This window comes from Colwellia sp. F1 (assembly GCF_056238625.1).
The window spans coordinates 146,525-168,372 of the sequence record NZ_JBWDLI010000004.1 but is presented as its reverse complement, the minus strand read 5'-3'; the positions used below and the strand labels follow the sequence as shown (position 1 = coordinate 168,372).

Below are 21,848 nucleotides of genomic sequence, written 5' to 3'. Positions count from 1 at the left end.
CTATATTTTTGTCTTGAATTAAAGTGTTAAAGTTTGGTTACGTCTACCCAAAAGTCATTCTTACGAATTAAATCAATAAGTTGCTGGTATTGACTGCCTTCTTTGAACGTTTGATAAGGTGGAACTTTTTCTCCTTTAATATCTTTAACCATTTCACGAATAAGGTAGCGCCAGTTACGTTCAGTATCGCCTTGAACTTTAGGAATATTGGCTTCAATGTCTGCTGGTAAAGGTTGCTCTAGCCATGCTTTACTATCGCCACCATTACTTTCGCCGTATAAATAAAGCGGGCCTGCCCCATAATGACCTTTAATATAAATTGCGCCTTTGCTACCGTAAAAAACAAGATGGTCATCGTTAAAGCGTGGGTGTAAACCGCCATGCTTAAACATGACTGAAACCGGCTTTTTGGCAAACTCACTTTCTAATTGAGCAAGCACGTTATATGACCATTCAACATTTGATTTACCCCATTTTAGTGAGGGGTCGTTAATGTCTTTGGGAATAAAGTCACGGCGAGTTTTAAAGTTATGAACACCTTCAACAATAGGCGCTTGGCCTAAGTCATCACGTACTTCACCCATAATAGATAAGATTTTTTCACCCACTACCGAGGTGACAATCGACATCATGTGTGTGAAGTTATTGTTTAATCGGCCACCACCATCTTCTTGACGATGCGACCAACCAAAAGGAATGTCGCGCTCTAAATTAAAGTGAGAAATACATTCTACTTCTAACGGTTCACCAATAGCGCCTGCTTCAACCAGGCGCTTAGCATGCAAAATTTCGGGCATGTATCTAAAGCTTGAAGCAAAGGCCGTTTTAACACCTTTGGCTACTGCAAGTTCATAAAGCTCTTTTGAAGTAGAGCCATCAGCGGTAAGCGGTTTGTCTGAAAATACATGGCAGCCAAAAGCTATGGCTTGTTTAATCGGTTCAACATGTGCGCCACCTGGGGTTGCAATAGAAACTACATCAGGTTTGCAATCGACTAATGCTTGTTGCCAGTTTGTACCCGCATAAGGAATATTCATATCTGTAGCGACTTCTTGCACCACACTTTCAGTGCGACCTACTATGCCAACGACCTCTGCGCCTGCGTAACGAAAAGCTTCTGCATGGCCTTGACCCGCAAAACCCGTACCGTGAACTAATACTTTTACTTTATTACTCATGTGATATTCCTAATATTTTTAATTTGTTTTTTGCTTATTCACTGCAGCACTGTTACTTATTTGCCTGTCTTGGCGTTGTGTTGTCGGTGCTACTTTTATCAGCTTCATACTTACCAGTTCCAGAGCGTACCGTCTTCTAAGCGACTTACCGGTAAATATGAACGTTTGTATGGATATTGGGCTGAAGCTTCCTCGTCAAACTCAACACCTAAACCTGGCGCTTCACTCATCATGCCCATGCCATTTTTAACGGTGAATTTATGTTTGAAAATACGGTTTAACCCTTCATTGCCCAGGCCAACAAATTCTTGAATACCAAAATTAGGCGCCCAAATATTTAAGTGCATGTGCGCAGCAAAACATATGGGTGATAAATCAGGGGCACCGTGCGGCGCCGTTTTAACATTGTAAACACTGGCGAAGTCAGTAATACGTTTTAATGCGGTGATACCGCCTGCGTGAGTAGCAGCAACGCGAATATAGTCAATTAGTTGGTTTTGAATGAGATCTTTACAATCCCAAATTGTGTTATAGGTTTCACCGATGGCTAAAGGTGTTGTGGTGTGCTGCCTAATAACCTGGTAACTGTCTTGATTTTCAGCAATTGCAGCATCTTCAAGAAATAACAAATTATACGGCTCTAATAATTTACCTAACTTTGCTGCCTCAATTGGCGTTAAACGGCTATGTACATCATGGGTGAAGTGCACATCGTAACCAAAGCGTGCACGGGCTTTTTTGAATAACTCAACGATTGAGTTGAAGTATTTAGCCGTTGACCATTCTTCTTCTGGAGGCAGCGGGCGACTGCCTTGTAGTTCAAAGTAATCTTTTTTATCGCCAAGTACACCGTAAGTTACTTTTAAACCAGGAATAGCAGACTGTAAGCGAATAGCTTTAAAGCCATTGCTAATATGCTCTTGGGCTTTATTTAAGGTGTCGTCAATATTTTCGCCATTAGCATGTGCATAAAAAGTAACCCCCTTGCGGCTTTTACCCCCCAATAATTGATAAACAGGCAAGTTTGCCACTTTACCCTTAATGTCCCAAAGTGCCATGTCTATCGCTGCTATTGCTGCCATCGTAATTGGGCCTTTACGCCAGTAAACCCCTTTATACAAATATTGCCAAATATCTTCTATTTCTTGCGGGTCACGACCTATTAAGCAAGGGGCAACATGCTCTTCTAAATAAGTCACTACGGCCATTTCTCGGCCATTGACTGTTGCATCACCTAAGCCGTAAGTACCTTCATCTGTGAGCACTTTCACGGTGACAAAGTTTCTTCCTGGGCTACAAACAAATACTTTTATTTCTTTAATCTTCACTTGTTTTCCTTATATAAGTTGAAAAGTCAAAACAACTAAATCGGTTTATCTATGTCTGTATCCTACTGCTGTAATCTGCTGAGGTCAACTAAATTAAAATAGGCAATTTAACGCACTTTAATAAACTATTATTATATTGATAACCATTTTAATCCCAATTAGTAATATGTGTAATAATTCTACATTACCAATAGTTTTTTCGTAATATTTTGATTTTTAAGAGGTTGTGTGTGTTGTTTTATTGAAGGATATCAATGTAAAAGTTATGGCTAGGAGGAGATATGTCACGTACTAATTGCCTAGCCGTTAAATATTTAATATTGACTTATTAAAATTGTGTGCTAGCTTTAATAGGTAAATCGGTTTAGTTTAATGCTTTTGCAGAATAAAACTTAATCATTTTACTTCCATGAATATAGATAATAATAAAATTTATAAATAAACAATTACCACAACGGCATATTCAAATAGGGGAATTTATGAACGTTAAAATGAAACTCAATAAAATAAGCTCGATACTTAAAAATAGCAGATCACACTCGGTTATTTGTAGTGCAGCTTTAGCTACATTATTTGTTGCTCCAAGTGTTGTGGCACAAGAAGAGCAGGTGGCGCCAAAAAGTGATGTAGAAGTAATAGAAGTCACTGGAATACGCAGTTCTTTAACCAGTGCGCTGTTAGAAAAGCGCGATGCTAATAACCTGGTTGAGGTAATTGAAGCAATTGATATTGGTAAATTGCCAGACCAAAACCTCGCTGAAGTGCTAGAAAATGTGACAGGAATACAAATTACACGAACAGCGGGCGTAGGTACCGGAGTACAAATACGTGGTACTAACGCCAACCGAACGGAGATCAATGGAGTGTCTACGGTTGGCTCTGGCACTGGCCGCAGTGGCATTAACTTTGAAGATGTTTCGGCGGGTATTATCGCCGCAGTTGAGGTGACTAAAGCGTCAGAAGCAAAAACAATTGAAGGCTCTGTAGGGGGAACGATTAATTTAAAAACTATTCGTCCGCTACAATTAAGCGATACCTTAGCGACTTTGCGAGTGCAGGGAGAGAATAGTAGCCTATCAGAAGATAGCGGTTTAAAACCTAGGCTTTCTGCGACTTTTGGCGATAATTGGGAAACTAACGCTGGTAAATTTGGTGTCGTGGTGAGTGCTAACTACGCTGAACAAGAAGCAACAGCATTCCGCCCTCGAGCAGACCGAGATAACTCAGTTGCCCCCGACAGCGGTGCTGCTAGTGCCCAACCATTCGCTTTTTTACCCATTCAATTTTTTGTACAAGATTATGATAACTATGAATCTGAGACAATAAATATTGCATCCTCACTTGAATGGGCACCAAATAATAATACTAAATTTTACTTTGACGCCATTATTAATGATCAAGAGCGCAGAGAAGAAAGCTCAAGGGTGCAAGCGTCTGGCGTAAGTGACCTTATTGGTGTGTCAATTCCTACTGAATTTGAACATGTTAATTTAGGTACAGTAGATGGCCAAAACCTTGGTAGTATTCAAGCAGCGGTCAAAGGGGTTATTCCGGTTGAAGATGGGGGGGCAGATCCAAACCTTCGTTTTTCTGGTGACACTAACTCACGTTTAACCAAGAGCGAAATCTTTAGAATTGGTGGCGAGTGGCAAGGTGATAACCTAAAAGTTACTGTAGAGGCTTCATCATCAAAATCAGACACAACAACGCCTAGTTTCAACACAACACTTAACTTTATCAACCCCAATGCTGCTGTTAATAGCTCAAATGAAAATGGTACACCCTTTGAGTATGATCTTACGGGAGGTTCATTGGCATTTGGCATCGCATCAGGCGAAGCGAATGCACCAACGAGTGCTCAATTGCTTGACCCTGCCAACACAGTATTTCGTGATGTAGAGATTGGTAATAGTACAGCAGACAATGGCGAAGACGCGTTTCGTATGGACTTCAGTTACTACTTCGATACGGTAGTAACCTCAGTTGATTTTGGTTATCGCTACAGCAAAGCTTCAAGTGTACAAGACACTATTATCAGCAGTGTAGCCTTAAGAAACATGGCTGATAGCCCCACCGGTGATCTTTTCTCAGAATTACTGATTCCAGGGCCAACAAACTTTAATTCTGCCGATGGTAGAGAGTTATATGTTCGTGACTACCTGCAAGTAAATCCTGAATACGTTGCGTCAAATCAAGCGGGAGCCTTAGCTATATTACAAAATGCAATTGACGAAGTTGGTGGTTCTATTCCCTTAAATGCACCTACCTCAAGTTCAGATGGCTTTTTTGATATTGAAGAAGAAACCAGTGCGCTTTATGCGCAAGCAAATTTTGAATATGGTATGTTCCGAGGTAACGCGGGTTTACGTTATTTAAAAACAGACGTTCAATCTATTGGTAATTCAACGACCACAGATGCCGATGGAAATGACCTCATATCAAAAGTGACAACTAAAGGTAGTTATAACTTTTTATTACCTCGACTAAACTTGACTGTAGATTTAACCGATGATGTTGTTATACGCTCGGGTTGGGGTAAAGATATTCGACGTCCTGACTTTGACGATCTATCAACGTCATATACTTTTGATACCAGTCCAAATCCTGCGGTTGCTATTGGTAATCCAAATTTAGTACCAGAAGAAGTAACGTCATTTGATTTATCAGCCGAATGGTACTTTGCAGAAGCGAGCGTGTTTAGTGTGGGTATTTTCCATAAAAAACGTAGCGACCTTCATGTTAGCCAACAAGAAGACCCTTATGAAGATCCAGTCACTGGGTATCGCGATATCACTGATCCTTGTGAAGCTGGTGGTATTTTCAACCCAATTGCCGATATTAACGTATTTGGCCCTGATATTGGGGTGGGGGTTTGCGTGCCATTCTCGACAACAATTAATGATACCGGTGAAACGACCCAAAAAGGGGTTGAAGTTGCGGTGCAGTACGACCTAGCTGGGTTTGAAGACAGCTTAGGTTGGGCATCTGGGTTTGGCGTCATTGCTAACTACACTAAACAAGAGTTCTCTGGTGGTGAAGCGTTTGACACAGCAACAAGTCGTGCTAATGCGATATTTGCCTTAACAACAGGCATTGAAGATATAAATGTTACCCGTGTACAAGGACTAACTGATTTATCTGAAAATGCTTACAACTTTACGCTCTATTATGAAAAATACGGCCTTTCAGCTAGAGCACGTTATACATGGCGTGAAGCATATCGTTCAGAAGACTTCGGTAGTACAAGTAGTTTTCCGTGGGGCTTTCCTGTAGTACAAGAAGACAGAGGACAACTTAATGCCAGCATTAGCTATGACGTTAATGAGCAACTAAATGTAGGTATTGAAGGGGTAAACCTGACTAAGTCTGATATTACACAATCTTGTGTAAATGAAGGGGGATTACTGTGCTATCAAGGCTTAACTGAACGTCGTATTACCGTAGGCGCCAGTTACAGATTTTAATATAATTGTGTAAAGTAAAACGTTAAACGCTGTGGTTAGTATCAATACAACTAATCACAGCGTTTTTTTGTTGATAATAGGGATCTTTACTATTTATCTACATGCCTATTATTTGATTACTGGCTTTAAGGTATTGTTTTTGTGTTCTAATCGCGTATATTTATACAAGTTAAATGGTACTTACCGAAAATCAATAGAAGTCAAAAGTAGAGCTTTCCCATATGTTTTTAATACAGGTACTGGCGGCTTTACATGTTTTAAGGCGCTAGCATGATCGTAATTTATGGCATTAATGAAAAACTTAATCCACTCAAAGAAAAATTATCGGATGTTACCCATAGCTGTATGCAAAGAGTTCTCGGCATGTCTGAGAATAAACGCGCGATTGTGTCTTTGGAAAGAGTAAACTTCTATTACCCAGGCGGCAGAAGTGATGCTTATAAGGCATAGTTATATGGCGCTAATAATCATGAAAGGATACTAGATTGCAAAAAGTTATTGAATTTAAAAAGAAAGGCTTCTGGTCAAATCAAGTTGATATCAACTCCCTCAATAATAAAATATCTGAATTAACGAAAGAAGATTGGGTTATCAAATCATTAACGCCCAACACTTCATTGTTTGGGCTTGTTACCTCATATACTATATTGATCGAGTTATCTGTTTAGTGTAATTGGCTTATAACAAGGCAAATCAATACAGTGAAACACAATGTATAAGACAAGTAGGGTATATGAGAACTTTGACTATTGTTTGCGTTGTACTGTTTATTAGTGCTTGTTCAAACACTGATTGGCGCACAGCGAGCCGAGAGCCTGCGGGTATTGCCACTCCACCTAGTGAAGATAGCAGGGCGATTATTGAATTTTATGCCGCCAATGCGTATAGCTGGCGTGGTTGGTTTGCGATTCACCCTTGGATTGCAATTAAAGAAGAGAACGCAACTAAGTATAGTGTTTATGAAGTTATTGGTTGGCAGGTAGAACGAGGCTTACCCGCTATAAGAGCATATGAAACAGTGACACCTGATAGATACTGGTTTGGAGCAAAACCGGAATTACTGCTTTCTATTAAAGGAGAGAAGGCCGCTAAGCTTATTCCCCAAATTAAAGCAGCCATAGCGGTTTACCCTTGGGCAAATGAATATCGTGTTATTCCGGGTCCAAACAGTAATACCTTTGTCGCTTGGATGGCTCTTCAAGTACCAGAGCTTGAACTAGAATTACCATTGAGTGCCATTGGCAGTGGTTATGCCAATTAATAAGTATAATTAACAAGAACACTCGCGCAAATTTGAATAAAACAGACTTTTCATCTGAAGCTTTATAAGCGAGTGCTCTAGTTACTATTTCAATGGGGGATTACTTGGGGATGTATAATTAAAAATGCAGGTTTCGAGCTCGAACAATATCTTTCATCACTAGGGTTGAGGTTAAACGTTGCACGCCGGGCAGCGCCGATAGTTTATCATCGTATAATTTTTGAAACGCGCCTAAATCCCTAGTCACCACATGCAGTAAATAATCAGGTGTGCCAAACAAACGCTGCGCATTCGTTATTTGTGGAATATCTTCAATGGCTAATTCAAGTTTAGCCAACGATGCTTTATCACCTTCTTTAATAGTAATAAAAACCAACGCAGAAAAATTAAGGCCTACTTTTTCTGGAGAGATCTCTGTCCTGTAGCCCACAATTGCTTTAGTTTTTTCTAATTCTTTAACGCGGCGGTGACATGGCGAAACACTAAGCCCGACGCGATCTGCAAGCTCTGAAAGCGTGAGTCGGCCATCTACTTGCAGCTCAGCAAGAATTTTCCGATCTATGCTATCCATATACAATTATTTCCTAATAATGGGGGTTAATAAGGTAAAGTATAGTATTTTTTTCCCATAAGAAAGTAATAAAATATACTCTCATTTATTTTAGGTTATTGCTGATGGATATTAATGTTATTTTTTCTTTTTGGCTAGTGTCAATATTGTTTGTACTTACCCCAGGTGCTGATTGGGCGTATACCATAAGCGCAGGCATTGCAGGCGATAAAATTATTCCAGCAGTTTCAGGGCTTTTGTTAGGCCATCTTATTGCCGCGCTGATTGTCGTGGTAGGTTTGGGGGCTATTTTAGCTTCGCATGTGATGTTAATGAAGTTTTTAACCTTACTTGGCGCGCTGTATATTGTTTGGATCGCGCTTTCGCTTTATAAAAACCCACCAGTACCGGTAGTATATAACGGCGCTGCTAGCGAATTAGGCGAAACACCACTAAAGTGGATGAAAAAGGGTTTTATTATTAGCGGCTTAAACCCTAAAGTAATGCTGCTGTTTTTAGCCTTATTACCACAATTTGTATTGCCGACCTTGTCATTTACGGTTACCGAGCAGCTGTTAGTATTAAGCATAATTCATTTAATTGGTTGTGGCTTTGTCTATTGGGTTATTGGTGTTAGCGCTCGAAAAATCTTAAGCAATAACCCAGCACTTGCACTAAAATTTGGTCGACTTTCTGCCATTATATTATGTATTTTAGGCACATTAATGTTGTTTGATAGTGCGCAAAAGCTACTAGTACACTTATAGTAAGCAATTAATTAGAACACCCCTGTAATTCTTATAAACGGTTTATATAGGCTTTTTTATAGCGGTAGAACGGGATAGTTTTGAGCAATTCTTCTAAAGGAAGCATAGCGAACGCCCAAAAAATGGATACGTCAAAATAAAGCACTAATACCGCGCAAAGCGGTAGTGATATAGCCCACTGTGTTACAAAGTGAACTTTTAATACTAAGTTACTATTTCCCAAGGCGCGTAAAATATTACCTGACACTGTGTTATAAGCACGAATAATGGGCAGAATAATATACAGCGGCGCGATAATCATTAAAGCTATTTGTGTTTCGGCTTCAATGTCGGGATAGACAAGGTCGATACACTGGCTAAGTATAAAGAATAGCCCGGCAATTAAAAATGACAACGCCATGCCTACTTTTATACAACTGGCGACAAATAGCTTGAGTTCCCCAGTATTTTGTTGGCCTAACGCCTGACTAATACTAATGCCTGAAGCTTGAGCCCAAGCGTTGGGAAATTGTGTTCCAGCGCGCACCCAAGGAAAAATAAGTGTGATTGCCACAAATGAAAACAACGACAGCTGGGCAAACAATAATTGATAAACAGTAGCACCGACCGAAAGTACAAAAAAGTTTGCAGCGATGGGGTATATCTCACTGAACTGAGACTTAATTTTTTTCCCAAAAATACTATTTTTCGGGTACGCTAAGGCTACTTTATCACCTGATTTTAAAGTGAAATAAAAGAATGTAGCCCTTAAAAAAACAGCAAGTAGACTGCCCCAAGCAGCACCTTCTACACCCAGTCCTTCATGTTCTGCAAAACCATGGATTAAAAAATAGCTAAGCAATGCATTAACAGGTAGCTCAATCATAAAGCCTTTTAGTGGTACTTTAGAATTGCCTTGGCCATTACAAAAGGCAGTACAAACTTGCGTGTATGCTGTGATCAAAATGATATATTTAGTAATGGATATATAGGTATTAGCCAGCTCAGCTAATTTTTTATCATCAGTAATGATAGCGACCAGTTCAGTGCCCCAAAAGCTCAAAATAATGAAAAAAACGAATGAAGTCGTAATATTGATGAATAAACCAGACCAATAAGCGATGGCAAGATCAGCCTTATTGTCAGAACCAAAGGCTCTGCCAACTAATAATTGAACACCGTTGCCAATGGCAATTTCAATGCCTATGACAAAGGTTACAATGGTGGTGGCAATACCCATAGCCGCCACAGGTAATTCTCCTAATGGTGCAACGAGCAGGGTGTCAATCATTAACATGGATTGAACGAGCAAAGCATTAAAGGCGAGCGGCCAAGCTAATGAAAAGTTACGCCTAACATGCGACTGGGGATTCATCAAAAATAACCCTTATTTTTATGCGCACTTTACTGATAACCGAAGAATAAGTAAGTGATAAACTAGCGAAAGCATAATAAGCTTACCTGATTAAACAAAGCGACTACTTGTGTCATCATGGGGTAAGCTTTTTAGTATTAATGGTTAATCGGCTACTATCGACCCATCCATCCGCCATCAACGAGTAACGTTGTGCCGTTTACATAACTTGCGGCCTCAGACGCTAAGAACACTGCGGGGCCTTTAAAATCATCGGGGTTGCCCCAACGACCTTGCGGAATACGCGCTAAAATAGCCGCCGAGCGCTCAGGATCATTGCGTAATGCTTCTGTATTATCAGTATCAATATAGCCAGGTGCAATCGCGTTTACATTCACACCTTTACCAGCCCATTCATTTGACAGTGCCATCACTAGTTGCCCGATAGCACCTTTGCTAGCGGCATAGCCAGGAACAGTTACCCCCCCTTGAAAGGTTAACAATGATGCGGTAAAAATAATGTTACCTGCGCCGCGGTTGACCATTTCTTTACCGATTTCACGGCTTAAAATAAATTGCGCATTTAAATTAACATCAATCACTTTATCCCATAAATCATCGCTGTGTTCTACCGCAGGTGCACGTAAAATAGTACCAGCGTTATTCACTAAAATATCAATTTTAGGAAAGTCAGTTTTAACGGCGTCAATAAATGAATATAATGCCTTGCGGTCAGAAAAGTCGCATTGATAGCCTTTAAAACTACGCCCTAGGGCCGTGACTTCTTTTTCAACAGCAGAGCCTTGTAATGCTAAACTGGCTGAAACACCAATAATATCTGCTCCAGCTTCGGCAAGGCCTAGTGCAATCGCTTTACCAATACCGCGTTTGCAGCCTGTAACTAAGGCTACTTTACCCGCTAAATTGAATTGTTCTAACATGCTAATTTTATCCTTATATTATGTATCAGTGATCCTTGATGAGTAGCCCTAGAATGCAACCGTTACAGGTACGATTGCACCTAAGACTAGCCCAAAGATTCACCTTTGATTTACTGTTTTTAATAGGCAGCTAATCTCTAACTAATACGTAGCTAATAGCTAATTACTACTTACTCATTAACACCATCATAACGGGTTGTTTTAATAATATTGCCAGCTTTGTCTTTTAAAATAGCAATCCACTTAGCTTGAGATTGAATATCTTTATAGTTTATTGTATTTTTATTAGAGAAAACAAAGGTTTCAATATGATTTTCTGACGTGATTTCAACGCCTATACACTGTTCACCCTTAATAGACTGAACTGAGATATTGGTATTTTCAGCGCCTTGTAATGCATCTTTTGGTTGAAGAACGTTAAGAAAATAACTGTTTTTACTTTTTTCAGGGTTCTCAATTAATAAGGTTTTTAAACTAATACGGCGAATATCATCTGGACGTTGAGGCGTCATTATTTCTTCAACCAGCGTTTCGTCAACTTTTGTCTCACGTTTTTCAGGGAACACTGTAAATACGTTAAGCGCACCTGTGCCATTGATAATTTCAAAGTGATCTTGGCTTACTTGATTAGCATATTTTTCTGAATGCATACGCCAAGTATAGGTGTGCTCTAGTTGGCTTTCTAACTCATCTAAGAAGATAAAATAACCACATTCGCTATTGATGATGTGTCGAGCATTACGTGTTAGTTCCATTTCGGGGTAATACATTTTGCTAGACTCACCCACAACATAGGTATAGCCATTGTCATTAGAGAAAGCTTCCACCTTAGCGATTGCCTCTTCTGGTACGTCTCGCCATACGTTATGAATACCTTTACAGTTTAAGTCAAATAACCTTGGGTCACTTAAGTCGCCTTCATCCCATATTTTTTCACCAACACAACCGGTACCATCAACAGTAATTAAGTTATGTACTTCAGCTTTAGACATGCGGTTGTAGCCTTCGTCAATGGCTAAAGATGCGCCGTTGTGTATTAATATAAAGTGGTTAAAATCAACATGGTAATGAGTTAAGCTACGCGTTTTCCAATCGTTTTTCTTATCCAGCTCCCAGCTCATATTCCATTGTTTATGACCACCTGCAGGGCTTGATTTAAAAGAAAGGTGCGTAGCATCAGTGTCCCAGCTAGAGCGCATAACCACTAAGCCAAGGTCGGGGAAATACTTGGTTAACGGTAAATCTTCAGGTGACTGTTCAGCTATTTCAGGGTTGTACCAAATTAACTCTAAGAACGCTTCAGGTAAAATGCCGGGGAATATTTTACTTTGATACGCTTCTCTAAATAGGAATTTAGTGCGCACCATTTCACCTAACCATTGTGCTTGGTTATTGTCGTACTCTGATGCTATTTTGTAATAAGCGGCAATCGAGTGAGAGCTTCTTCTGTCATGTACGTCGGCAAAATTAATGTTTTCTTCCCAATTTGGTGCCGACTGATAAAGACGGAAATCAAATGAATGCTTTAAGAAGCCCGCTTCAAAGTAGTTTGGTCCACCGTCTTGACGAATATAGTCAGCAGCAGAAAGGAAAAAGTTAATGGCATATCGCCAATACCCTGTGCCTTCGTAGTTAGAGCCGTCTTCAGGTAGGTATTCAAATACTTTTTCAAAATTGTCTTTAATTTCATCAATCCATACTTGCGCACCTTTATGCTCAGCGCGAATTGCGTATGCGGTTGTTAATAAACCTGAATAGTTAATCCAGTTATGATTTTGCCAATAGTTGGTCGACCAACAATGGCCTAGGTTTTCTTGGCCATAATCAAAAATTTTATTGCCTTGTAAAATTAATTTATTAAGAAACTTGTTACGCTCTTCATCGGTTAAATGATCTTTAATCCAATCATAAGATAACCCTAACCCATACAATAACCATGATGCGCTAAGATCAACATCTACCAAAAAGCCAAAGCCCCATACGTCATAATCAACAGCGGTAAAAATCCAACGTTTTGCTTCTTGTAGGTAATGGTCTTGCTCTGTTAATAAATAGGCCAAACTCAAGTTGGCTGCTGCCATGCCTATATAGGTAATACTGGTGTGTGGGTGCTCTTTTGATAAAACCTCGTCTTCATATAAACGGCATTGTTCTAGCAGCCTTGTTAAATGAGCTTTACGGCATGTTTGTAATTCTGCTTTTAAAGCGTCAAGCTGGTCGTTTATAAGTAAATAATTCATGGTTAATTCCTGTTATCAAGCGAGATAAATAATGGTTTAAAATACGTTTTCAACTAAGTTTTTCAAATAAAGAGCTCAATTATTTGGTTTGTGATGCTAAAGGTTTTGCCGTAGCTGTAGTGTCGGGTTGCTTGCCGGCTTTTAACATTAACAAACTGATTGCGCCAATAATCACCGCCAGTACTAGGATTGTTATTCTGCCCTCTAATGGGTTAGGGATAATCAGCATCAATGTAATGAAGCCCGCCACAGCTATACCAAAACGACCAATGGCGGTCAGTTGACTCAGATCATTTCCTTCGCCAATTTCTTTTTCAAAATCAATAGGAGTTTTCATATTAGTAAAGAATTTATCAACCATTTGACGGTGCGCAGAACGTTGACCCGGTGCAAAAAGCGTCGACACTAAAAAGCCAAAGGTTCCTGAGCCTAAGACACCGAAGAATTGTTGTTGAAAATTCCATGCAAAACTATCGCTATAGGCTTGTGAAAAGCCAAGGTAACTTAAGGGGACTTCAAAGTATGCTAAAGTAGAAAATACCAAGGCACAGGCTATAGAGAACAGTGCTGCCCACCAAGGGGTTTGTCGAATAAACATACCCAAGAGTAAGGGAATGGTAATAGGCATAGAAAGTAATGTGCCTACTTGCAACATAATTTCGAATATTCCTGAGCCATCTTGCTGGGCAAAGTAGAGTGCTAATAACACAATTAAAAAGCCCATTACCCAGGTTAATGTTCGCCCGTAATTTAATAATTCTGACTCTCTTTTCGCTTTCCATTGTAATTGTCGAGATATTTTGGGGTAAATATCTTTAATCAAAATTGCAACATTGGTATTGAGTCCTGTATCCATTGAGCTCATGGTTGCCGCAAGAATGGCAACAACAATTAAACCAACGAGGCCAACAGGTAATAAACTAATACTGGCAACAGCATAACTAGCCTCTGCGGGCTTGGCTATGTCAAATGCCATAACGAGGTCGGGGTATAAAAGGCGTGCAGTGATCGGGGGTAAAAACCAAATAAAGCTACCCAGCAGCATTAATACCGAGCAAAGTAACGCGGCTTTTTTGGCTTCTTTACCATCTTTAACCGAGAAATAACGCGGTGCGGCATTCATTGAGTTGAAGACAATAAATTGTTTGGCCATCATGGCACTGGCCCAACCCCAGGTATAAGCACCACCAAAAAGGGTTGCAGAATTAACCATGCTGTATTCTTCACTTAAGCCTTTTTGCTCAATAGTTACAAATAAATTGTTTATACCGCCAAGGGCATCTAAACAAAGATAAGCGACAATTAAGGTGAGTGGTACCAAAATTAGGCCTTGTAAAAAGTCTGTTGCCATTACAGCCCAGCGGCCACCAGTGGCTGAGTAAAGCAGCACAACAACACCACAAACTACAATGACATAATTAATGTTGTAGCCAAAAACGGCAGCGCAGAAAATGCCTAAACCGTACAGCGCCATAGCAGAGTATAAAATGCGTATTGGGACTTCATAATAAGCGTAAAAATCACGTGTTTTGTCACCAAATCTGCTGGCGATAGCTTCAGGGAAGGTGGTTACTCGCATTTGGCGTAACCAAGGTCCCATAAACAAATAGTTGACGAAAAAGCCAAGGACATTACCAAAAAATATAAACATAGCAGAAAAGCCAGATTCATAGGCGATACCCGCGGCACCAGTAAAGGTCCAAGCACTAAAAGCACTCATAAAAGCGCTACTGCCAACTAGCCACCAACTCCCTTTACAGCCTCCTTTAAAGTAGTCATCGGTATTGGCCGAAAACTTTTTGAAAACCAAGCCCACAATGATGATTAGCAGGAGGTACCCAAGGATCACTAGGTATTCAATATTAGAAATTTCCACTCTGTTTTACCTTATTATAAGCTCTCAAAATTACTGGAGTTAAATAACTAAATCATTTTACTAAACCGATTTAGTAGATTAATTTATCATATTGTTGCAAAATGTCAATATTCAACTATTCATAGCGCTAAAGAAAAATATACATGCAGAAAAAAATAAAATTAATCGATGTTGCCGAGCTGGCTGGTGTTTCAAAAAGTACCGTATCTCAATACCTAAACGGTCGTTTTGATTACATGTCAGAAAAAACAAAAGAACGTATAAAGTTGGCTATAGACAAACTTGATTATGTACCAAATCCAATTGCACGTAGTTTAAAAATGAATACGACTAAAACAATAGGGGTAATAGTGAGGGATATTACCGGTTTTTATACCAGTAGAACTATTAGGGGGATTGACGATTATTGCAAAGAAAAAGACTACAATGTATTAATTTATAACACAGATGTTGACCCCGCCATTGAAGCTAAATCTTTAGAAACACTATACCAATTACGTGTAGACGGCATTATTATTGCTTCATCAGGCCAAAATACAAAACTGATTGATAAATACATTAACAACGGTCTGCCCATTGTACATTTTCAACTTGAGCATGATGGTAATGAAAAAAATATTATAATATCTGATTATCGAAAATCTGCATTTGAAGCCACGGAATATTTAATTTCCTTGGGGCATAAAAGAATTTGTTTTTTAACTCAAAACTTTGAAAATGTTAAATCTCGCGATGAGCGTTATCAAGGTTATACTGCGGCCTTAAAAAAACATAACATATCACTTGATGAAACGCTGATTCAGTATTGGCAACGCGACACGGGCTTTGCCCAGTCACCAATAAAAATGCTTGAGTCCACCAACGCACCTACGGCTTTTTTTACCCAGCATTTAGCCATAACGACTGATTTATTAACAATACTAGATCAACATAAAATTGTTATCCCTGATGATGTGTCCTTAGTAGGTTTTGACGATATTCCTATGGCTAAATTTTTTAAAGTGCCTATTACAGTGGTGAGTCAAGAGCCCTACCAAATTGGGGTAGAGTCAGCGAAATTGTTGCTTGAAAATATAGATGATAATCGCAGTGAAAATAACAAAGCTAATAGTAAAGAAAAATTAGCTTACCGCGTGACTGTTCCTTGTTCATTAATAAAAAGAGCATCTTGTAAAAGTTTGTAGCGCCGAATGGCTAAATGAAAGCCGTACGAACACTATATATTGATAAAACACTGGGCGTAAAATTCATACTCACTAGTTACTTCATTCAGGTGGTGCTTATTTGTTGATGCAGCAAGGTTCTGAGCTCACGTTGTTGTCTATGGACAAGGTTCGATAGACAATGAAAAAATTTACTTTAGCCATTCTTCCAAACAAAAAACTATTTTTTTTAATATCACCCTGTATTGATAATGATTATCACTTGCAATCAACTGAAAGTGCCATTACTATAAATGCAAATAGCATTGATTATCATTTGATTACTGGTTGGTTTGATGAAAAAAGTTTTAATATCTACCCTAGCGTACAGTTTCCTTTTTCTTAATAATTATAGTGTTGCTGCAACTCAACCTGAGCTAGAACAAGCGCTTAAAACGCAACAAAAACAGTTACAGTTAATAGAAAAACAGCTCGCTGATTTAAAAAATACCGCAATTAAAGCAACAGAAGATACAAATGCGGCAGTAAGCCAAAGTAGTTTAAATGAAAAAAATTGGGCAATAAAATCCTACGGCAGTGTGCTTTATAAAAGTGAAGACGTATATCGTAATATTCAAGATACCAACCCAGAACGTCGCGCTAGCACAGACTTAGAGCGTGTAGTGCTAGAGTTTGTCTACGATTTTGACCCTAAATGGCAAGTTGAAGTTGAACTTGAATATGAGCATGGTGGCACAGGCTCAACCCTTGAATATGACGGTTTTGAAGAGTTTGGTGAGTTTGAAACCGAGGTTGAAGCAGGTGGTGAAGTTGTTGTTGAAAAAATGCAGGTTAAATATAACGCTAATCAATATTTCACGTTAAAAATGGGCCATATTTTTGTGCCTGTTGGTTTGGGTACTGATTTGCACAAACCGACACAGTATTTTTCAACACAACGTTATTGGAGTGAGGCTAGCCTTATTCCACAAGTTTGGCACGAAACAGGCGTGAATTTAATTAGCCAATGGCAAAATTTTAGCTTACAAACGCTAATTACTACGGGGCTAAATTCAGAGTACTTTAGAACTTACAATTGGGTTGCTACCGGACACCAAAAGCGCTTTGAAACGGTCAATGCAGATAATTTGGCACTGACATTACGACTAGATTATGGCGACATAAAAGCAGGTAAGGGTATCGGCGTTAGTTACTATAACGGTAATACCACGGGGAATCGCCATAATGATACTAAGGTTGAAGGTGACGGTAACTTATCACTAATTGGCCTACACGGCGCTTACAGTTATAAGGGCTGGTTAATACGCGCGCAATACTTATTCGGTAAATTAGACGATAGCCTAGCAATTACCAATGCTAACAAAACAACACCGGGTTTAAAGCCGGGTAACTTTTCACAACTAGGTAGTGAGGCTGAATCAGCATTTGTTGAGCTGTCTTACAATAGCCAAGGGCTATTTAATCTAGAGACCCCGCTTCATATATACACCCTCTATGAGTATGCCAATCCGATTAAAAAAGTTGAACAAGGCAATGCTACAGAGCGCTTCAATATGGAATCACTGGCGCTAGGAATAAATTATTTTCCTATTCAAAACATAGTATTAAAAGCTGAAGTTGGTCAACAAAAGCATGCACAAAGCACGTTAGACAACGGCACGACATTTAGCCTGTCGATGGGCTATTTCTTCTCGATATAACCATTCAATTCATTGTAAACCGACTTTAATTAAAGGACACAATATGACATTTAAAAAAACCTTATCGGCCGTTGCCATTTCAGCTCTGGTACTTACCGGTTGTGGTAGTAGTTCGTCAAATGACGACGCACCCGCTGTTGAGCCTACAACATTTACTTTTGCAGCAACGGAAATGATCACCAACTTAACCAATGACGTGATTGTGGCAGGGTATGAAAACCTAAATAATGAAGCCGCTAACTTTTTATTAGCAACGCAGAACTTAGTTAATACACCAACTGCAGAAAACCTAGCCGCAGCCCAACAAGCATGGAAAGATGTGCGCGTGCCGTGGGAGCAAGGCGAAGCACATATATTTGGCCCAGTTGACGCACTTTCTATTGACCCCCATTTAGATACTTGGCCATTAAATACTGCTGATTTAGAAGCACTGTTAGCGTCGCAAAGCGGTTTTAGTGCACAAGAGCTAAAAACATTTAATGATGATGTTCAAGGTTTTCATACCATGGAGTTTTTATTGTTTGGTGACGGCGTTACTGACAATGAAAAAAGCATTACACAAATGACATCACTGGAACGAGAGTATTTATCTGCAGCCGCTGAAGTGTTTAAAAACCATACACAAACATTATATGATGCTTGGGTGGTGGTAAATAACCCGGATGATGCTAGCTCTATTGCCTATAAGGATTATTTATTAAGTGCTGACAATGAAATTTATGCATCGCAACTTGGGGTAGTAGAAGAGTTGATCAATGGCATGATAGGCATTGTTGATGAAGTAGGTAACGGAAAAATTGCTGAGCCTTTTGGCAGTAGCATAGACAACACTGATACCAGTAAAGTGGAATCACAATACAGTTGGAACTCATTAGCTGATTTTACCGACAATATCCGCGGTGTTCAAAATGTTTACCGTGGCGAATTTGACGGGCAAGCAGATAAAGCTGGCATTATTGACTTTGTTAACGCAGCCGATGCAAGCGTGGCCAGTAGAGTGGATACAGAAATAGCCACAGCAATTGCGGCTATCGTTGCCATTGCCGGTGAGACAGAGTTACCTTTTCGACAAGCAATAAATAATGCGGATGCAAGGTTAAGAATTGAAACGGCCATTGAGGCATTAACAACCTTACAAACGTCACTTGAAAATGATGTATTAACTAAGTTACAACAATGGCAGCAGTAAGTTAGCCGTTGGTGTTAAGTCGCTTATTGTTAAGCGACTCACTGCCCTCATTAGTATTGAAAATAACTCGGTTGTGCAAGGAGGCCAACTATTGTAAAGCCCATGCTGGAAACCCTGTGAATGATTAATGTAAAGAAAAGCAAGCGAAGTAAAGTAAGTCAAAGCAGGTGGTTGAATCTAGCCATCGCTTTTGCTTGCGCAACCATTATTTCTGGCTGTGATACAAGTAACGCAGACAATGCCTCTAATGGAGCTGAAAAAGAGCCTGCACAAGTTGCTTATACTGATGTGAAGAGGTTAGGGGGGGATGCAACCGCGATAGATGCAAGTGATTCTGGCCATGGTTTTTCTATGCCGATGCCTAACTTAAACACCACGGAGTTAGCGCGACATATAGCCGGTGATACCCACTTTGAAACTGCCTTTACCACAGCGCCGAATAAAGAACACCCAGATCTAGACGGCTTAGGGCCAGTATTTAATAATCAAGATTGTAACTCTTGTCATCAGCGTGACGGTCGGCCCTCAACAATCACGTTAGCAAAAGGGCAAGAGCGGGTGTTGCTTGGTCCTAATGCGGGTATATTTCTCCGGATGAGTATTGATGATGGCGAATGTGAACAACCCACAATCAACAATAATTACTGTAAAAATGTAGGCGTTGCGGAGTTTGGTACACAACTTTTCCATCGCGGCGTATTAAAAGCGCGACACGACTGGCAAAACGAGCCTTTTGTTGGACAAGCTAAGGTTTATCTTTCTTATGAGTATTCTACCGCTACTTATTCAGATGGCAGTACTGTTGAGCTAAAAAAGCCTGTCTTTACTATTGAGCAGCCTTACGACGTAAGTGCGGCAAACCGTGCAGACAGCGCGCTTTTGCAAGCGGATGTTCGTTACAGCGCAAGAAATGGCATGCCAGTGTTTGGTTTAGGGTTGCTTGAGCTGATCAACGAGGCTGATATACTAGCGTTAGCCGATGAAGACGATGATAATAATGATGGTATTTCAGGTCGGCCTAACTGGGTGTTTGATGCCGTAAAAGCAAAGAACAATGATGCTGTTCCTGTATCATTAGGCCGCTTTGGCTGGAAAGCCAATACACCAAGTGTTCGTGTGCAATCTCTGGGCGCTTTACGAGGTGATATAGGCATTACTAACCCTTTGTTCCCTGATGAAAGTATTGCTAATACCTTATTGCATGAAAGCTATCTAGCACGTACTGGTTTTATCGATACAGGCACAGATGAACAGGGGCATACCGAAGCAACAGAAGTATTTTCGGATGATGTTGTTTTTTATGCTGAAACTCTCGCTGTACCCGCTAGGCGAAATACGACTAAAACATCGGTAGTTGCAGGCGCACAGCTATTTAGCCAAGTAAACTGCACCGGTTGTCATCAACCTGACTTTATCACAATGTCAGGCAATGTTTCAGTTGGTGGTGTGCCAGCGCCTGACGCTTTAAAAGGACAACATATTTACCCATTTACCGATATGTTACTACATGACATGGGAGAAGGGCTAGCGGATAACCGCCGTGACTTTACTGCAACGGGACAAGAGTGGAAAACGCGGCCCTTGTGGGGCATAGGCTTAACAAAAACAGTGAATCCCAATGCAGGTTTTTTACATGATGGCCGAGCAGCAACCATTGAAGAAGCTATTTTATGGCATGGTGGTGAAGCAGAGCAAAGTAAAAAGGATTATATGGCGCTGGCACAAACACAACGCCAGGCGTTAATTGACTTTGTGATGTCGTTATAACAAGCGATAAGCGAAGAGAAATCTCGCTTATCGCTATACCTAGCTTAATTTCATTGACACTATTGGCGGCGTTAATCGCCACTGATTATTTCTTGGGTGTTTATTTGGCTAATTTGTAATGCTTCATTGTGTGGTAATGTTTCATTGCCTGCTAACAAGTAAATAACTTTTTGACCTTGTTTTGCTAGCTCAATTGCATGTTGATAATTAATTAAAATAGTAGAGCTAACCGTTTGTAAAAGCTTTTCAGCATCTCGGCGCACATATTCAATCAAGTCAATGTTCACCTCTGCATCATAAAAAACCGCGTCAGCAAACTGCATGGCACGATGCGCATTTAAGGTTAAATTATCTGGGTTACCTTCTTTGGTGTGAACAAAAATAATCTCACCGCTAGGAGGCGCTATTTCTTGTTTTATACTGGCAATCAGTTGTTTTTCAGCGACTTGTTGGTTGCCATCAAGTACCGCTTGCCCAATTGGGCCTTTGAGCGTGCTTTCCCAAAAACTGCGCCTATTACGTAGCCCCTTGACTCTCGCCTTTACATGATCTCTGAATTTATAGGAAAAATCGGCAAGCTTGCCATAGGCCTGTGGCAGCGTTTTTTCAATTTGCTCACGTAACATACGAATAAGAATAGGCGAGCTGCCAGAACTGGACAACGCGATAATCATTGGGCTTCTATCAATAATAGCAGGCGTTATATAAGTGCAAAGCGCAGGTTGGTCAACCACATTAACCAGTATATTTAATGGCGTTGCTTCTTGAGAAATAGCTTGGTTCACTGTAGGGCTGTCAGTAGCAGCGATCACAAGGTTAATACCCGATAAATGGCCGGGCTCATAATTATGTGGTAACCAAGTCAATTGGTGTAGGTTAATCAGGCGCTCAATACTGCCACAAACCTGCGCACTCATCACGGTAATATTCGTGGTCGACTTTAATAATAACTCAATTTTGCGTGTGGCTACTTCACCACCACCAACAACTAAGGCAGATATGATGTTGGCATCGAGAAAAACAGGAAAATATTGCATGATATAACCCAGTAGATAAACATTAACTTTAATTGCTTAACTTTATCATAACCG

18 protein-coding genes are annotated in these 21,848 nt (G+C 40.0%); 10 read left to right on the top strand and 8 right to left on the bottom strand.

Features of this window, described 5'->3' with window-relative positions; genetic code table 11:
* Positions 1 to 26: 26 nt before the first annotated feature.
* Positions 27 to 1,178 (bottom strand): Gfo/Idh/MocA family protein, encoded by a 1,152-nt coding sequence (locus tag AC0UA9_RS05170; RefSeq protein ID WP_475657928.1) that lies wholly within the window; start codon positions 1,176 to 1,178, stop codon positions 27 to 29.
* Positions 1,179 to 1,288: 110 nt separating this feature from the next.
* Entirely contained in the window at positions 1,289 to 2,506 is a 1,218-nt protein-coding gene (manD, locus tag AC0UA9_RS05165; RefSeq protein ID WP_475657925.1) for a D-mannonate dehydratase ManD, read from the bottom strand.
* Positions 2,507 to 2,985: 479 nt separating this feature from the next.
* Here manD and AC0UA9_RS05160 point away from each other — a divergent pair, with 479 nt between their 5' ends.
* The 4 genes from AC0UA9_RS05160 to AC0UA9_RS05145 all read left to right on the top strand — a co-directional run bounded on the left by AC0UA9_RS05160 (position 2,986) and on the right by AC0UA9_RS05145 (position 7,231).
* A complete protein-coding gene (locus tag AC0UA9_RS05160) occupies positions 2,986 to 5,970 on the top strand; it encodes a TonB-dependent receptor (protein ID WP_475657923.1) in 2,985 nt (994 codons plus the stop codon).
* 270 nt (positions 5,971 to 6,240) lie between these two features.
* Positions 6,241 to 6,420 carry a hypothetical protein gene (locus AC0UA9_RS05155; protein ID WP_475657920.1) on the top strand — a complete coding sequence of 60 codons (180 nt, stop codon included), beginning with the start codon at positions 6,241 to 6,243 and terminating at the stop codon, positions 6,418 to 6,420.
* 35 nt (positions 6,421 to 6,455) lie between these two features.
* Entirely contained in the window at positions 6,456 to 6,638 is a 183-nt protein-coding gene (locus AC0UA9_RS05150) for a hypothetical protein (protein WP_475657917.1), read from the top strand.
* Positions 6,639 to 6,703: 65 nt separating this feature from the next.
* A complete protein-coding gene (locus AC0UA9_RS05145; protein WP_475657914.1) occupies positions 6,704 to 7,231 on the top strand; it encodes a DUF3750 domain-containing protein in 528 nt (175 codons plus the stop codon).
* Positions 7,232 to 7,349: 118 nt separating this feature from the next.
* Here AC0UA9_RS05145 and AC0UA9_RS05140 read toward each other — a convergent pair whose 3' ends face one another.
* Positions 7,350 to 7,802: an Lrp/AsnC family transcriptional regulator gene (locus AC0UA9_RS05140; RefSeq protein ID WP_475657911.1), complete on the bottom strand. Its 453-nt coding sequence runs from the start codon at positions 7,800 to 7,802 to the stop codon at positions 7,350 to 7,352.
* A 104-nt stretch (positions 7,803 to 7,906) separates the two neighbouring features.
* Here AC0UA9_RS05140 and AC0UA9_RS05135 point away from each other — a divergent pair, with 104 nt between their 5' ends.
* Positions 7,907 to 8,548, top strand: coding sequence for a LysE family translocator (locus AC0UA9_RS05135; RefSeq protein ID WP_475657908.1), 642 nt, complete (start codon positions 7,907 to 7,909; stop codon positions 8,546 to 8,548).
* Between the two features lie 31 nt (positions 8,549 to 8,579).
* Here the strand turns inward: AC0UA9_RS05135 and AC0UA9_RS05130 are convergent, their stop codons facing one another.
* The 4 genes from AC0UA9_RS05130 to AC0UA9_RS05115 form a co-directional block, all read right to left on the bottom strand.
* Positions 8,580 to 9,902 (bottom strand): MATE family efflux transporter, encoded by a 1,323-nt coding sequence (locus tag AC0UA9_RS05130; RefSeq protein ID WP_475658179.1) that lies wholly within the window; start codon positions 9,900 to 9,902, stop codon positions 8,580 to 8,582.
* A gap of 155 nt (positions 9,903 to 10,057) precedes the next feature.
* The gene (locus tag AC0UA9_RS05125; protein WP_475657905.1) at positions 10,058 to 10,822 is read right to left on the bottom strand and encodes a 2,5-didehydro-3-deoxy-L-galactonate 5-reductase; all 765 of its coding nucleotides are present in this window, start codon (positions 10,820 to 10,822) and stop codon (positions 10,058 to 10,060) included.
* 170 nt (positions 10,823 to 10,992) lie between these two features.
* Complete coding sequence (locus tag AC0UA9_RS05120) at positions 10,993 to 13,062, bottom strand: DUF4962 domain-containing protein (RefSeq protein WP_475657903.1); 2,070 nt, start codon at positions 13,060 to 13,062, stop codon at positions 10,993 to 10,995.
* Positions 13,063 to 13,141: 79 nt separating this feature from the next.
* Positions 13,142 to 14,938: a sodium:solute symporter family transporter gene (locus tag AC0UA9_RS05115; protein ID WP_475657902.1), complete on the bottom strand. Its 1,797-nt coding sequence runs from the start codon at positions 14,936 to 14,938 to the stop codon at positions 13,142 to 13,144.
* Positions 14,939 to 15,081: 143 nt separating this feature from the next.
* On the opposite strand from AC0UA9_RS05115, the gene AC0UA9_RS05110 reads away from it, so the two are divergent.
* The 5 genes from AC0UA9_RS05110 (at position 15,082) to AC0UA9_RS05090 (ending at position 20,757) form a co-directional block, all read left to right on the top strand.
* Positions 15,082 to 16,122 carry a LacI family DNA-binding transcriptional regulator gene (locus AC0UA9_RS05110; protein WP_475657900.1) on the top strand — a complete coding sequence of 347 codons (1,041 nt, stop codon included), beginning with the start codon at positions 15,082 to 15,084 and terminating at the stop codon, positions 16,120 to 16,122.
* A 160-nt stretch (positions 16,123 to 16,282) separates the two neighbouring features.
* Positions 16,283 to 16,486, top strand: coding sequence for a hypothetical protein (locus AC0UA9_RS05105; protein WP_475657897.1), 204 nt, complete (start codon positions 16,283 to 16,285; stop codon positions 16,484 to 16,486).
* Positions 16,437 to 17,801, top strand: coding sequence for a hypothetical protein (locus AC0UA9_RS05100; protein WP_475657895.1), 1,365 nt, complete (start codon positions 16,437 to 16,439; stop codon positions 17,799 to 17,801). Before AC0UA9_RS05105 ends, AC0UA9_RS05100 begins: the two co-directional genes overlap by 50 nt.
* Positions 17,802 to 17,844: 43 nt before the next feature.
* The gene (locus AC0UA9_RS05095) at positions 17,845 to 18,990 is read left to right on the top strand and encodes an imelysin family protein (protein WP_475657893.1); all 1,146 of its coding nucleotides are present in this window, start codon (positions 17,845 to 17,847) and stop codon (positions 18,988 to 18,990) included.
* 120 nt (positions 18,991 to 19,110) lie between these two features.
* Positions 19,111 to 20,757, top strand: a complete 1,647-nt coding sequence (locus tag AC0UA9_RS05090; RefSeq protein WP_475657891.1) for a di-heme oxidoredictase family protein — start codon at positions 19,111 to 19,113, stop codon at positions 20,755 to 20,757.
* Positions 20,758 to 20,828: 71 nt separating this feature from the next.
* On the opposite strand, the gene AC0UA9_RS05085 is transcribed toward AC0UA9_RS05090, so the two are convergent.
* Positions 20,829 to 21,794 carry a precorrin-2 dehydrogenase/sirohydrochlorin ferrochelatase family protein gene (locus tag AC0UA9_RS05085; protein ID WP_475657888.1) on the bottom strand — a complete coding sequence of 322 codons (966 nt, stop codon included), beginning with the start codon at positions 21,792 to 21,794 and terminating at the stop codon, positions 20,829 to 20,831.
* Between the last annotated feature and the right edge of the window lie 54 nt (positions 21,795 to 21,848).